We start from the raw sequence: 15,007 nt of genomic DNA, 5'->3' as shown, positions 1-15,007 counted from the left end.
TGTGGTGCAAAGTCCGCCTGTCTGTCTTGTCTCGCTAAACCGTCGGGTTCCCCGACGGTTTAGCAAGACAAGACAGGCGGACTTTGCATTACTAGCCACGACTTCAGTCGTAGGCATGATACTGGTAGCAATTTGGATTAGGGGATAGGAAATAATTGTTGAGTTCGGTAAAAATCAAGTGAGTACAATCAGTAGCGAGCTAAGTTCGATCGAGATCGGTAAACAGAGTGCAAGATCTGGCAATCTTGCGCCAGCAATTAGTGTCAACGCGGCAGTCAGTCAGGCAAAAATTGGCAATCGACCGATTTTGGATGGTATCGATTGTGAGATTAAACAAGGTGAATTTGTCGCCATCTTAGGATTGAATGGTGCGGGTAAATCGAGTTTATTACGGGCGATCGCGGGATTATTGCCGCTAAGATCGGGAAGTATTTTGGTAAATAATGTCCCGATGACACCGAGTACCCGCACTCAAGCGCGTCAACCCTTGGCGATGTTGTTTCAAGGTGGCGGTTTGATTCCGCAACTGTGCGCCCTCGATAATGTCTTGTGCGGCAAGTTAGGTGGGTTTTCGGGCTGGAAGACGTTGACGGGATTTCCAGCCAGCGAACGGCGAACTGCGCTGGAATTACTCGATCGATTGGGAATAGCTGAATTTGCCAGTCAACCAACCCGACAACTCAGCGGGGGACAACAACAACGCGTAGCCATTGCCAGAGCTTTAATGAGATCGCCGCAGATTTTATTAGCTGACGAACCAGTCACTGGATTAGATATTATGGCAATTCAACAAGTGATGAAAAATCTCGCCCATTTACATCGTGAAGGGATGACGATCGTCACTGTTTTGCACGATTTAGCTTTGGCTAGTACCTATGCTCAGACTGCGATTATTGTCGATCGCGGTCGAGTCGTCTATCATGGTAGCAGTCAAAATCTTAGCGCAAAATTCGAGCAATTAACGGTCTAGGCTTTAGGTTTTAGGTTTTAGGCTTTAGGCTTTAGGCTTTAGCAGAAATGGTTGTCAGAATATTAATTTTCCTCACGATTGTCGGTGTCTACAGTTGGGCGTGGCAAGGTTTACAGGTAGATCTAAAATCTCTCAAAGATAGTGGTGGCTACATCGCCGATTTTGTGTCGCGATTGTTTCCGCCCGATCTATCGATTCTCGATGTCGCGTGGGATAAATTATTAGAAACAATCCAGATGTCCTTGTGGGGAACGACAATTGGGGCGATTATTTCCCTGCCGATTGCGATCTTATCAGCCAATAATTTAGTCCCGTGGTGGGTACGTTCGGTGGCTAATTTTATTCAAAATGCCGTGAGATCGATCCCGTCGATTATTTTGGGATTACTATTCGTCGCTGCTACTGGATTGGGCGCACCTGCTGGCACCCTCGCGCTGGGGATTTATACCATTGGCTACTTGGGCAAATTTTATCAAACCGCGATCGAGTCGGTCGATCCTTATTCCCTTGAAGCTCTCCAAGTCAGCGGTGCATCTTGGTTCCAGATCGCTCAATATGGAGTCATGCCGCAGGTATTGCCCTTGCTGTTGGGTTATACCTTATATATGTTTGAATATAATATCCGCGCTGCTTCCGTTTTGGGAGTTGTCGGAGCTGGGGGAATTGGCTTTGAATTAGTCAATTATATTCGCGGGTTTGAATACAATAAAGCGACGACGATGATGTTGGTTTTACTGATTGTCGTCACTTGCATTGATATTGCCAGCAGTCAGTTACGCCGCCATTTAGAACAAAAGTAATCCCAGTTATTAACGCAAAGAAACGATCGTCATCGATGGCGATCGTTTTTTTATGCAGCCTCAATTGCGATCGAATTCCGGTGCAAAGTTCGGGGTATCCCCTGGGTAAAACTTTTCCCCTAGGTCTGAAATCCAGAGCTAGCAAGCATTGTAGCGATGCGGTCGCGCATTAGCTTCGGGTCGATGTCTGAGGCTATTCTGTGGACATGGAAACAAGCACAACCACCAAGGAGCAACCGAGATGAAGACATAGCCCGCCGTGAATTCAAACTTTATGTAGCGACTAGCTTAATTGCAAAGCACCAACTTTACCCGCAAGGGACGCATGAATTAGGGTTATCGCTTAAACCAATAATCCCCTGATTCACCAGAGATGCGGGTGCAACCCCCGCGTCGCTACCCAACCACAATACATCTAGGTGGATCGCCAAGTAGTAAGGCAGTTGATTTTATTCCTTTTCGCTTAACTTACCCGTCAGGGACGACAGATGAGGATTATCGTGGTTCAACCATCCGCAGGTGCAATTCCTGCTCCACCTAATTTGGGATTGTAACTCAGTGGTAAGAGTGTCCGCCTGTCTAGCGGAAAGTCGCGGGTTCAAATCCCGTCAATCCCGTCCAACTTTTGGAGTTGGTAAATCTGGAATTGTAGCTCAGTGGTAGAGCAGATGAAGACTCCTTCTTCGCCTTTTTGCCTCTAGGGGACGTAGAACGAAGGTTATCGATTTTAATCATCCGGTCGTAGGTTCGACTCCTACCAATTCCAATATGACTTTCATCAGTCATAAATTTAGTAAATCTGAAACTGTAGCTCAGTGGATAGAGCACCTAAAAACATCCTTCTTCACCCTTTGCCTCTCGGGGACGTAGAACAAGGGTTATCGCCTTCTAAGCGGGAGGTCGTAGGTTCGATTCCTACCAGTTTCATTATGACTTTCATCGGTCATAAGTCTAGAAAATCTGGAACCGTAGCTCAACGGTAGAGCAATCGCTCGATAAGCGATCGGTTATCGGTTCGAGTCCGATCGGTTCCATGCGATCTCATTTAAAAGATTGCTTTCTGAAATCACAATGCCTTGTGGTGTAATTGGCAACACACACGATTTTGGATCGTGCATTCTAGGTGTCTCCTGTCGGAGAGGCTACGCCAACGATTCCTAGCGAGGCAGTGAAAGTATTTATTACTTTCCACATCCAATTTGCTCTCATCGTCTAAAGGCTAGGACGCGGTGCTTTCTACACCAAAATAGGGGTTCGATTCCCCTTGGGAGTATTACTAATTACCTAAGTAATTAGTAAACGACAGCAGATCGTCTAGATAGATAGGACGCCGTTATTAATCCAAGTTGCTCGCAACTTGAGTTAATTATCCCTTTTCAACTTTTTGCCTGTAAAGGATGAACGAATAAGGGTTATCGCTTATCCCGCCGGAAACGTGGGTGCAAATCCCACTCTGCTGGATTTTCACATTATCGCCCTCACGGGCTGAAGGAGCTTATAAAAAATCATGGTTTACAATTTCTTTTTCGGTAACAAACAAGCTCAAAATACACCCCAAAATCAACCGATTCCCGGACGCGAATCAGAAATGATTAAAGGTAAATCCGGCGGTTATATGTTCGCGGCTGGAATCTGGCGCACATTGCGACGGTGCTTGTTAATTGGGACTGGCAATGGTAGCTACTATGCGACTAAATGGGAATTGACTAATGATTTCGTCGATGTTTTGGAAAAAGCGATCGCCGAAGATCCCGATCGCGTGGCTCAAGAAATCGTCTATGCTTCTGACGGTCGATCGATTAATAACAGTGCGCCGATTTGGGCGTTAGTATTACTATCGATGGGTGAATCTCCTGCTGCTAAGAAAGCTTTTCAAGCGATCTTTCCGCAAGTTATCCGCACCGCCAGCCACTTTTATGAGTGGATGAGTTATACCAAATCCGTGCGGGGTTTTGGTAAAGTCGTCCGCGAAGCTGGTAAAAATTGGTTGTTGCAAGGCGATACTCAAGCACTGGCCTATCAATTGTTGAAATATCAACAACGGTATGGTTTTTCCAATCGCGATGCCTTGCGATTGTTCCACGCCAAACCGCAAACCGAAGGTCGCGATCTGTTGTTTAAATGGGTGGTAAATGGCTGGGATGAATTGCCCCCAGCACCGCCGACAGCAGCATTGAATCAGATCTGGTGGTATGAATGGTTAAAACGCAATCCGGATCGCACTCCAGAGGCAATTTCGCAGGGTCGCTTAACTCATGAAATGGCTGCACCCGTAGGCAAAATGGATGTTGCTGCTTGGCAATTGTTGTTTGAAGAGATGCCGATCGGTGCCCTGTTGCGAAATCTCGGTTCTTTAACTGAAATTGGGGTATTAGCTTACTGTAAAACTTCCAATCGAAATCTAGATCGAGTCGCCAAAATCATCAATAGTAAAGAACACTTACGCAAAGGACGCATTCACCCGATCGATGTCTTGAAAGCACTCAAAACTTACCGCTCTGGCGGTAGTTTGGGTAAAAGTAGCAAAACTTGGACGCCCGTGCCCCGAATCGTCGATATTTTGGAGTTAGCTCTCGAAATGTCCTTCGAGACGATCGAGCCGACTGGTAAGGTATTTATGCACGCTGTCGATATCTCTGGTTCGATGTCTTCTTCCACAGTAAGTTCGATTAATCTCACCTGTTGCGAGATTGCGACGACGATGGCATTAGTCTCGGCAAAAGCAGAAAAAAACTATATGATTCGTGGTTTCTCGACTGAGTTTATCAGCCTAAAAATCAACAGCAGCGACTCATTTAGTTCGGCGATGAAAAAGGCAAGCAATCTGAACTTCGGCGGCACAGATGCTAGCAGTGCTTACAAATGGATGATAAAAAATAAATGCTATGCGGACGTAATTTGTTTTTGGACGGATTGTGAAAGCTGGGCTGGGTACAAACACCCCAGTCAAGCATTAGCAGAATATCGTCAAAAAGTGAATCCTGATGCTAAAGCGATTTACATCTCACTAGTTGCAAATAATATCACATTGGTAGATCCAAAAGATCCTAACTCTTGGGATCTTGCGGGTTTCGATCCGAGTACGCCCAGATTGATTCAGTCGATCGCTAGTGGTGAGTTGTAAGCTTGAGTTAATTTATTCAGTCCCCAAATAAAAACTGCTGCTCCAAATGGAGCAGCGGTTTTTACAATTAAAATCCCCAAGTTGTGGATGAGTTAAAGCCAGCAACGCATCAACCGAGCTGCCAATTTTAAAGGCTCATGCTCATAGCAGCCAGTTACCAAGAAACCAAATTAGTAAAATCGATCCCAAGGTTGTCAACCAAATTTTCCAAATCGCCATAATTTACTCTCATCAGTTATATTTATGCTCAAAGTTAGACTTTTCTACCAACAGTCGGCTCAACAACTTTAGTAGTACCAATGGTTAAATTTGTCACTTAAATATGGGTTAATTCATTGCTCGATCTGCTTAGACTATCTCTAATTCTAACTTAATAAACAAGTGAGTAAGTAGCTATGGACGCGTGTAGATCGGTAGCAGGCAAGGTATTAGGTAAAAGTCTCGATCGATAATTAGGTAGCAAGTCACCGTGGGTATAGACTAATATACTTAAATGATTGGTTGGCGATCGTCGCTGAGAGTTTACACCGATAGTTAGCGCTAGTCAGAACGATCGGCTAACTGAGATCGACTTGTGTTAATTGCCACCAATTGAGTCTTCTGGCAGATGGCTAAAATATTCATACGGTAATGACTTTAGCCAAAATTACGATAAGCGCTCGGTCAGATTGGCGCATGTGGCAACTAGTTCGGAGATTTTCGCTGACTGTACCAAATAAGTGGGAGAGCCTCGCTCGATCGCATATTGGATTTGCAGCGCATTGTCAGCCGTTAACACGATTGTGAGAATTGCGCGATCGATAACTACCAATCGCGCTTCCTATCTTGAATTCAAAGTAGACTGTGCTGGTGCGATCGGTTTTTATCCCAAGCTCATGCAAGATAACTGCTTCCAAAAATAGGCAATTTTACCGTATCTTTTAGACAAAGATTAGATATAAGGTTTATACATGTTTTAACAAAGCAATTTTGTCAATTGTCACCTAAAGTTTAACTTCATAACAATGGCTAGATCGAGAAATGCCAATCAATCAAGATGTGCAATTAGGTAAAAACGTTAAGATTTTCCATCCTCAGCTTGTCAATCTGTACGGTTGTCAGATCGACGATGAAACAAAAATCGGCACGTTTGTCGAAGTCCAAAAAAATACCACGATCGGCAAGCGATGTAAAATATCATCCCACAGCTTTCTGTGCGAGGGCGTAGTCATTGAAGATGAGGTGTTTATCGGTCATGGAGTAATGTTTACCAATGACCTCTATCCACGAGCGACTAATGTTGATGGCAGTTTACAAACCGAAGCTGACTGGACAGTAATAGAAACGCGGGTGAAGCGGGGTGCTTCCATCGGGAGTAATGCCACTATTTTGGCAGGACTGACGATCGGCGCATCTGCGCTCATTGGCGCGGGGGCGGTGGTAACGCGGGATGTTGCCGACTACGCGATTGTTGCAGGTGTGCCAGCTCGGATTGTAGGTGATGTACGCGATCGAGCCGATCCCTAATCGTCGTTCGGCATGTAAGCTTACTAAGTGTACCCCTTTTATGCTGTTTTCCAGGCAATTGCATGGCGATTGCATATATGAGACAAGTAGCTGGGTATAATACAAACACGAGTGAAGAGAATATGGCTGCTAATCGTTGCACGGTCAATTTTTGAGTAGAGCCACGATCGGATTTACATACAATTTTATTAGGCTGAGCTAGAGCTAATTAATGATATGGCAAGCGAGATTAATATTGGTGTCATTGGCTACGGCTATTGGGGGCCGAATCTAGTTAGGAACTTCTCCGAACTTCCTGGCGCACGAGTAAAGACTGTTAGTGACCTAAGTGCGGAGCTTTTAGCAAAAGCACATGCTCGATATCCAGCAATTAAAGTTACCACTGACTGCCAGGATATTTTTGACGATCCGGATATTGACGCAGTGGCGATCGCCACTCCGGTTTCCTCACACTACAAGCTTGCATTAGCCGCCTTGCAAGCAGGCAAGCACGTAATGGTCGAAAAACCGATGACCATGACTTCCGAACAATCGATCGAATTGATCCTCGAAGCCAAGCGTCAAAACCGAGTGCTGATGGTCGATTATACTTTTATTTATACTGGCGCAGTCCAGAAAATGGCGGAACTAGTCTCCACCAACCAACTAGGAGATATTTATTACTACGATTCCGTCCGCGTCAATCTCGGATTGTTTCAACACGATGTCAATGTCATCTGGGATCTAGCAGTTCACGATCTTTCCATCATGGACTATGTTTTACCTTCTAAACCCTACGCAGTATCAGCAACTGGCATCAGTCACATCCCCAACGGTACCGAAAATATTGCTTACTTGACGCTCTTTTTTGAGAACAATCTCATCGCTCACCTGCATGTCAATTGGTTGGCTCCAGTCAAAGTTCGGCGAACTTCGATCGGTGGCTCTCAAAAAATGATTGTATTTGATGACCTAGAGCCGAGTGAAAAGATTAAAGTTTATGACAAAGGCATTACTGTAAACGCTAACGATACCGAAAGCCGCTACCAGAAACTGATCGGTTATCGCACGGGCGATATGTGGTCGCCGAAGTTGAATATCACAGAAGCCTTGCAGACGGAAGGAGAACACTTTTTAGATTGTATTCGCACTGGCAACCGCCCGATTAGCGATGGCGAAGCCGGATTGCGGATTGTCAAAATCCTGGAAGCGGCAGATCGATCGATGAAACAGCAAGGGCAGTTAGTCAAATTGAATTTAGCGGAGGTGTCATAATGGTTCCATTTGTCGATCTCAGAGCGCAGTATTTGAGTATCAAAAATGAGATAGATACGGCAGTTTTAAAAGTTCTAGATAGTACGCAATTTATTCTTGGCAATGAAGTAGCCGCATTAGAATTAGAGTTTGCTAACTACTGCCAAGCTGATTTTGGGGTTGCGCTCAATACAGGCACGAGCGCGCTGCATCTGGCATTACTCGCAGCAGGGATTGGGGCGGGGGATGAAGTCATCACGATCCCGATGACCTTTGTGGCAACGACAGCCGCAATTGGTTATACCGGAGCCACGCCTGTATTTGTCGATATCGATCCGGCGACCTATACGATCGATGTTACCCAGATCGAAGCAGCGATTACCCCCAAAACTAAAGCGATTCTGCCAGTCCATTTATACGGTCAACCCGCAGATATGGATCCGATTTTAGAAATCGCCCGCCGTCACAATCTGATTGTCATCGAAGATGCCGCGCAAGCGCATGGGGCTGAATATAAAGGGCGCAGAGTCGGCAGCATCGGCGACATTGCTTGCTTTAGCTTTTACCCAGGCAAAAACCTTGGTGCTTATGGCGAAGGCGGGATGGCAGTCACCAATAATCCTGAATACGATCGCAAGATGCGGATGCTGCGCGACTGGGGACAAGAACGCCGCTATCACCACGTCCTCAAGGGTTACAACTATCGGATGGATGGGATTCAAGGGGCGATTTTACGGGTGAAGATGCAATATATCGAAGCCTGGACGGAAGCGAGAATTGCTTGTGCGGCTAATTACAACCATCTGTTAGCAGCATCGGGGTTGGTACTGCCGACAGCCATCCCCCACAACCGCCATGTCTACCATGTTTACGCTTTGCGATCGCCAAATCGGGATGCACTGCAACAAAGCTTACAGGCTCAGGAAATTCAGACAGGTATTCACTACCCCATTCCCGTCCATTTGCAACCGTCTTATGCCGATCTCGGTTATGAGCTAGGCGACTTTCCGCAGTCGGAACTGGTAGCCAGCCAAGAACTTTCGCTCCCATTGTATCCCGAACTCACGATCGAGTCTCAAACTCAGGTAGCGAAAGCAGTACTGAGCGCGATTAGCTAACCGAGGAGATCTATGTCCGATTTAGGAAATACTAAAGTCGTCGCATCCGTACATGGTTTACAAGCAGAAGAGATCGACCCTGACTTTGAAGTTCAACTAGCAGCATATCTTCGTACTCAGTACGTTGGCGGAGCCTCTGGGAACGAGAATCGATCGGCATTAGTAGAAATGTATTCCCGCTTTATCGCCAGCGATGGCGACTTTGATGGACTGATGCGGCGAGCCATTTGGCGAGCCGTGGCGCGTCAATTCGGTCATGGTGTGCGAATTGGCACAGGAGTCGGGTTTAAGCATTTAGAAACCTTCGAGATCGGCGATCGCGTCTTCATTGGTTCTGGAAGCTATATTCAAGGGCGGTTCGATGGTACTTGTCGGATCGGCAACAATGTTTGGATCGGGCCGCAGAGTTACTTGGATGCTCGCAATCTGGTTCTTGAAGATTACGTTGGCTGGGGGCCTGGGGCAAAAGTCCTCGGCTCGACTCATACAGCCTTGCCCATTGACATTCCGATTATCCAAACCAACCTAGAGATCGCCTCGGTCACAGTAAAAATGGGAGCCGATATCGGGATGAATGCCGCACTCTTACCTGGAGTAACCATTGGAGAAGGTAGCATCGTTGGGGCTGGAGCCGTAGTTACCAAAGATGTGCCACCTTATGCGATCGTTGCTGGCGTTCCGGCTAGATTTTTACGTTGGCGCGAAGGATATCAACCATTAGAATAGAACATAGGATAAAAAATGAAAAATAGTCGAGTATTAGTTACGGGTGGAGCAGGTTTAGTAGGTTCGCATATTGCCGATCTGCTAGTCCAAGAAGATGTAGCTGAAATTGTCATTCTTGATAATTTTACGCGTGGGCAAATGTCCAATCTCGATCGAGCCATGTCTAGCGGTTTAGTCAAATTAGTTGAAGGCGATATCCGCGATCTTCAAATTCTGGATAAAGTGATGGATGGCGTAGACATTGTTTTCCATCAAGCCGCGATTCGGATCACTCAATGCGCTGCCGAACCTCGGCTGGCACTAGAAGTAATGGCAGATGGTACTTACAACGTCTTAGAAGCTGCCGTTAAAGCTAAAGTTAAAAAAGTTGTTGCTGCGTCCTCTGCATCGATCTATGGGATGGCAGAAGCATTTCCTACCAAAGAATCGCACCATCCTTACAATAACCGCACTCTCTATGGTGCGACCAAAATTTTTAACGAAGCCTTATTCCGCAGCTTCTATGACATGTACGGGTTAGACTATGTTGCCCTGCGTTATTTTAATGTCTATGGCCCCCGGATGGATATTTATGGTGTCTACACTGAGGTGTTAATCCGCTGGATGGAACGCATCATCGCTGGGCAACCGCCACTGATTTTTGGCGATGGCGAGCAGACGATGGACTTTATTTATATCGAAGATATTGCCAGAGCGAATATCTTGGCAGCTAAAGCCGATGTCACGGATGAAGTCTTTAATATCGCCAGCAGTGTCGAAAGTAGCTTGAACGATCTGGCATCTGCTTTGACGAAGGTCATGGGTTCGGATCTCAAACCAGAATATGGGCCAGAGCGGAAGGTAAATCCAGTTGCGCGCCGACTGGCAGATGTAACTAAAGCTAGAGATTTGTTGGGTTTTGAAGCTGAAGTCTCGTTAGAAGAAGGTTTGCGGAGACTTGTAGCTTGGTGGCACGCACAAAAAACGAAAGGAGATAAGTAATTTGGCGAGGTACAACAGATCCCCGACTTCTTCGAGAAGTCAGGGATCTAGCTAGAGATCTGCTTCGTTCCAACACCGTCCTGAAATAAAATTTCGTGCTCTGCCGCTCAAGTTCTCTTAAGATAACTGCCAAAAAATTATCATTTAATAATTTAATGCAAAATATTCCGATCGCTAAACCCTGGATGGGCGAAGCTGAAGCCCAAGCCGCTAGTCGTGCCATCATGTCTGGTTGGGTTACTCAAGGGCCAGAAGTTGCCGCATTCGAGCGAGAGTTTGCCGCTTACGTTGGGGCTGAATATGCTTGCGCTGTCTCCAATTGCACCACAGCATTGCACTTGGCACTCTTGGCGGTGGGCGTACAGCCTGACGATGAGGTGATTACGGTCAGTCATTCTTATATTGCGACTGCCAATAGCATCCGCTATTGTGGGGCTGTCCCCGTATTTGTAGACATCGATCCGCAGTCTTATAATATCAATCCAATCTTAATTGCTGATGCTATAACCGATCGGACCCGGGCGATTTTGGTAGTCCATCAAATTGGAATGCCTTGCGATCTAAAAGCAATTTTAGCGATCGCCCATCAACACAATCTACCTGTAATTGAAGACGCAGCTTGTGCGATCGGCAGTGAAATTTTCTGGGATGATGAGTGGCAGAAAATTGGCAAGCCGCATGGTGATATTGCTTGTTTTTCTTTCCATCCCCGCAAGGTAATTTCGACTGGCGATGGTGGGATGTTGACAACCAAAAATGCCCAATGGGATCGACAGTTTCGACTGTTGAGACAACATGGCATGAGTGTCGCCGATACCGTCCGTCACGGCTCCAAACAAGTGATTTTTGAGTCTTACCCCGTTTTGGGTTACAACTATCGGATGACGGACATTCAAGCCGCCGTCGGACGCGAACAACTCAAACGCCTGCCAGAAATTGTCGCCCGTCGCCGCTATTTGGCGCAACAATATCAGGAACTTTTAGCGAATATCGAAGGTTTGGAATTACCGATTGAGCCAGAGTGGGCGCATAGCAATTGGCAGAGCTTCTGCGTGCGGTTGACTGGTAAGTACGCACAGGTATCCGTGATGCAACAATTACTCGATCTGGGGATTGCAACTCGGCGCGGGATTATGTGTACGCATCGCGAACCAGCCTATCAACAACAACAGTGGTCTTGTGGTGTGAATAGATCTGGCTGTGACTGCAAACCCGGCAGTTGCAATCGACTGATTGAAAGCGAAAAAGCTCAAGACAATTGTATTTTGCTCCCCCTGTTTCATCAACTGACTGATGCAGATCTCGATCGAGTTGTGAGTGCCTTAAAAAATCTATCGATCTAAATTTAGGAAGTTACATCTATGTATGACGCGATCGTCATCGGCGGCGGCATCGTCGGACTATCAACCGCAATGGCTCTATTGCAAGCTAATCCCGATCGGCGAATTGCCGTATTGGAAAAAGAAAGTGGCTGGAGTCGCCATCAAACGGGTCATAATAGCGGTGTGATTCATTCTGGTATTTACTACAAATCGGGCAGTCTCAAAGCTCAACTCTGCCGTGCTGGTGCCGATTCGATGGTGCTATTTTGCCAAGAGAATGGCATCGCCCATGAGGTTTGTGGCAAGGTCATCGTAGCAACGGTACCGCAGGAGCTACCATTACTCGAAAACATTTATCAACGCGGTATCGATAATGGCATAAAAGTTGCCAAACTCACCGCAGCAGAAGTTAGTCAAATCGAGCCTCATGTGAGCTGCCTAGCCGGAGTGCGCGTTTTTTCGACTGGCATAGTTGATTATCAGCAAGTCTGTCAAAAATATGCCGACTCGATCGAACTTTTGGGTGGCGATCTTTATCTCGATACCAAAGTTGAAAAAATTATCGAGCTAACTGATGGACATCGGATCGCCACCACCAACAGTAGCTTTGAAACTCGCTATCTGATCAATTGTGCGGGCTTACATAGCGATCGAATTGCGAGACTCGATGGTGTCGATCCTCAAGCCAAAATCGTTCCCTTTCGAGGTGAGTACTACGAATTAGTGCCGGACAAACGGTATTTAGTCAAACATTTAATCTATCCAGTTCCCAATCCCAACTTTCCATTTCTAGGCGTTCATTTTACTCGGACGATCGACGGAAATATCCATGCTGGCCCCAATGCCGTCCTAAGTTTCAAACGGGAAGGTTACAAAAAAACAGACTTCGATCCCCAAGATTTTGCTGAAGTTATGACTTATCCGGGATTTTGGAAACTAGCATTCAAACATGCCGATGAGGGAATGCAGGAAATGATTCGATCGTTTAGTAAAGCCGCATTCGTTCGCAGCTTGCAACAACTAATTCCCGAAATTAGAGCTGAAGATCTCGTACCCAGCGATGCAGGTGTGAGAGCGCAAGCTTTGATGCGTGATGGTAGACTGATGGACGATTTTGCGATCGTCAAAAAGCCCAACTCCATTCACGTTTGTAATGCACCTTCACCAGCAGCGACTTCTTCATTGGAAATCGGTAAAGTAATTGCCACTCAATACCAGGATTTCGCTACATAATCAAGCGGAATGTTGCTTGCGATCGTTAATTACGCTAACATTCAAAGATTAATCTAAGCATAATAGCTTAAATTAATCTTTGCAAAAGTGAAATATCTACTATATTTGTACGCGATGTTCTATTGATAAACTGAAGGTATAGATAAATGGTTGTATTTTTACGTCGTTCGTCTGATTTACATTCAAGTTACTTTGAGAGCAGAATAAAGTAATATCCTGCTAGTTCGTTACTCAACCGAAAACAACATTCAAGAGCCATGACGATACCAGACAATTATTTTGCTGACGAAGTATTATTAAAGCCTCAAAAATTTGTAAACCCCTTTGAATTACCAAAGGTATCTAGCGGCAATTTAATCAGTCCGCAAACTATTGCTTTTATCGATCGGAATATCGATGATGCTGCGACAGTCATGGCAAACCTGCGCTCGGATGTCAAAATTCTCTTAGATCCTAGCCGAGATGGAATCGCTCAAATCACTGAGGCTCTAAAAAACTATCGGGGTTTATCAAGCATTGATATTATCTCTCACGGCAATATCTCACAGGTGCAACTGGGTAATAGTTCCCTGAGTGCGAACTCTTTGCAACACTATGCAAACGATCTCCAGCAATGGAAATCCGCTCTCGCGCCAGAGGCGGATATTCTTTTTTATGGTTGTAATATTGCCGATGGGCAATCGGGACAAGCCTTCGTTAATGAAATCTCTAACTTGACAGGTGCTGATGTAGCTGCTTCTATAAATACGACGGGTAATGCTGCCAAAGGTGGCGACTGGACTCTGGAATATGCCACAGGCACAATTGAAGCAGATCTGTCATTGACAGATGCTGTGAGGAATTCATATCAAGGAGTATTGCCCAGTCTTTTTACCACCCAAACCCCTACGGTGGTTAATGCTACCGATGGGACGGGCAGTGCGGGCGACTACGAACTAGGGATGGAGTTTCAAAGTGCCAAAAGCGGCACGATTGATGCCATTCGCTACTACAAAGCAGCAAGCGAGACTGGCACTCATACCGGGCGGATCTGGCTAGCAAGTACCGGACAAGAACTAGCCAGCATCACCTTTACCAACGAAACCGCTTCAGGCTGGCAACAACAAACATTAGCCACACCCCTAAATATTACCGCAGGCACTACATATCTAGTCTCAGTCAATGCCAACACTCATTACGTCGCCACCAGCAACGGCATCGCCGCCACCATCACCAATGGCGATCTCAGTGCCGTAGCCGATGGCAGCAACGGCGTCTTCAATCCCAATCCATCCGCCTTCCCCACCCAATCATTTAATAACGCCAACTACTTCCGCGATATCGTCTTTACAGCAGCCAACGCACCCACGCCCAATAGCAGCATCAGTCTGAGCGGCACCCCCACCCAAAATCAAACCCTCAGTGCCAGCATCACCGATCCCAACGGACTAGCCGGAGTCATCCCCACTTACCAGTGGCAGCAAAGTACCAACGGCACGACGTGGAATAATGTTAACGGTGCCACCACTGCCACCTTCACCCTGAACCAAGCCCAAGTAGGCAGCCAAGTCCGCGTCACAGCTAGCTATACCGACCCCGTCGGCAGTAGTGAAAATCCGATGAGTACGCCCTCCACAGCAGTTGTGAATGTCAACGATCCTGGCACGGTAGCCATCAATGGCACAACAGCACTCGGACAGACATTAACCGCCAATATCAACGATGCCGACGGGCTAGCCGGAGTCACCCCCACTTATCAATGGCAGCAACTTAGCAACAATACCTGGAGTAATATTAGCGGCGCAACTGTGGCTAGCTTTACCCTCGCTGCTGCCCAAGTCGGCAGTCAAGTCCGGGTTAATGCCATTTACACCGATGCCCTCAACGGCAGCGAAAACATCACCAGTAGCCCTAGCAGCACGATTACCGCTGCTGCTACCACCCAATCCATCTTTGCGGCTACCGCTACACCTACGGTGGTTAATGCCACCGATGGTAGTGGGAGTGCGGGCGAT

The 15,007-nt window shown here is 46.5% G+C and carries 12 protein-coding genes and 4 tRNA genes; 15 read left to right on the top strand and 1 reads right to left on the bottom strand.

Going from position 1 to position 15,007, the window contains the following annotated elements; translation table 11 throughout:
- The first annotated feature begins 178 nt into the window (after nt 1–178).
- The 7 genes from RMO52_RS05460 (at nt 179) to RMO52_RS05430 (ending at nt 4,894) form a co-directional block, all read left to right on the top strand.
- Nucleotides 179–970, top strand: coding sequence for an ATP-binding cassette domain-containing protein (locus RMO52_RS05460; protein ID WP_309738644.1), 792 nt, complete (start codon nt 179–181; stop codon nt 968–970).
- Between the two features lie 47 nt (nt 971–1,017).
- Nucleotides 1,018–1,770: a phosphonate ABC transporter, permease protein PhnE gene (gene phnE / locus RMO52_RS05455; protein ID WP_309738643.1), complete on the top strand. Its 753-nt coding sequence runs from the start codon at nt 1,018–1,020 to the stop codon at nt 1,768–1,770.
- 544 nt (nt 1,771–2,314) lie between these two features.
- Nucleotides 2,315–2,387: transfer RNA gene (locus tag RMO52_RS05450), tRNA-Asp, on the top strand.
- Between the two features lie 25 nt (nt 2,388–2,412).
- Nucleotides 2,413–2,536 (top strand) — tRNA-OTHER (locus tag RMO52_RS05445).
- A 35-nt stretch (nt 2,537–2,571) separates the two neighbouring features.
- Nucleotides 2,572–2,697 (top strand) — tRNA-OTHER (locus RMO52_RS05440).
- 35 nt (nt 2,698–2,732) lie between these two features.
- Nucleotides 2,733–2,804: transfer RNA gene (locus RMO52_RS05435), tRNA-Ile, on the top strand.
- A 473-nt stretch (nt 2,805–3,277) separates the two neighbouring features.
- Complete coding sequence (locus tag RMO52_RS05430; protein WP_310411624.1) at nt 3,278–4,894, top strand: TROVE domain-containing protein; 1,617 nt, start codon at nt 3,278–3,280, stop codon at nt 4,892–4,894.
- A 646-nt stretch (nt 4,895–5,540) separates the two neighbouring features.
- Here RMO52_RS05430 and RMO52_RS05425 read toward each other — a convergent pair.
- Nucleotides 5,541–5,705, bottom strand: coding sequence for a hypothetical protein (locus RMO52_RS05425; RefSeq protein ID WP_310411621.1), 165 nt, complete (start codon nt 5,703–5,705; stop codon nt 5,541–5,543).
- A 209-nt stretch (nt 5,706–5,914) separates the two neighbouring features.
- Here RMO52_RS05425 and RMO52_RS05420 point away from each other — a divergent pair, with 209 nt between their 5' ends.
- The 8 genes from RMO52_RS05420 to RMO52_RS05385 form a co-directional block, all read left to right on the top strand.
- Nucleotides 5,915–6,400: an acyltransferase gene (locus RMO52_RS05420; RefSeq protein WP_309740893.1), complete on the top strand. Its 486-nt coding sequence runs from the start codon at nt 5,915–5,917 to the stop codon at nt 6,398–6,400.
- A 216-nt stretch (nt 6,401–6,616) separates the two neighbouring features.
- Nucleotides 6,617–7,654, top strand: a complete 1,038-nt coding sequence (locus RMO52_RS05415) for a Gfo/Idh/MocA family oxidoreductase (protein WP_309740895.1) — start codon at nt 6,617–6,619, stop codon at nt 7,652–7,654.
- Nucleotides 7,654–8,751 carry a DegT/DnrJ/EryC1/StrS family aminotransferase gene (locus tag RMO52_RS05410; RefSeq protein WP_309740898.1) on the top strand — a complete coding sequence of 366 codons (1,098 nt, stop codon included), beginning with the start codon at nt 7,654–7,656 and terminating at the stop codon, nt 8,749–8,751. The genes RMO52_RS05415 and RMO52_RS05410 overlap by 1 nt, the downstream gene beginning before the upstream one ends.
- A 12-nt stretch (nt 8,752–8,763) precedes the next feature.
- Nucleotides 8,764–9,477, top strand: a complete 714-nt coding sequence (locus RMO52_RS05405; RefSeq protein WP_310411617.1) for an acyltransferase — start codon at nt 8,764–8,766, stop codon at nt 9,475–9,477.
- A gap of 15 nt (nt 9,478–9,492) precedes the next feature.
- On the top strand, nt 9,493–10,458 hold the full coding sequence (locus tag RMO52_RS05400) for an NAD-dependent epimerase/dehydratase family protein (RefSeq protein ID WP_309740902.1): 966 nt from the start codon (nt 9,493–9,495) through the stop codon (nt 10,456–10,458).
- A gap of 155 nt (nt 10,459–10,613) precedes the next feature.
- Entirely contained in the window at nt 10,614–11,801 is a 1,188-nt protein-coding gene (locus RMO52_RS05395; protein WP_309740904.1) for a DegT/DnrJ/EryC1/StrS family aminotransferase, read from the top strand.
- An 18-nt stretch (nt 11,802–11,819) separates the two neighbouring features.
- Nucleotides 11,820–13,013 carry an L-2-hydroxyglutarate oxidase gene (gene lhgO / locus RMO52_RS05390; protein ID WP_309740906.1) on the top strand — a complete coding sequence of 398 codons (1,194 nt, stop codon included), beginning with the start codon at nt 11,820–11,822 and terminating at the stop codon, nt 13,011–13,013.
- Nucleotides 13,014–13,270: 257 nt separating this feature from the next.
- The coding region (locus RMO52_RS05385) for a DUF4347 domain-containing protein (RefSeq protein ID WP_310411615.1) at nt 13,271–15,007 on the top strand (1,737 nt) is incomplete at its 3' end.

Origin of the sequence: Chamaesiphon sp. OTE_8_metabat_110, from assembly GCF_031382685.1 — a bacterium.
Lineage (GTDB): Bacteria > Cyanobacteriota > Cyanobacteriia > Cyanobacteriales > Chamaesiphonaceae > Chamaesiphon.
Note: the sequence above shows the minus strand (reverse complement) of the source record. Positions and strands in the feature narration are given on the sequence as shown.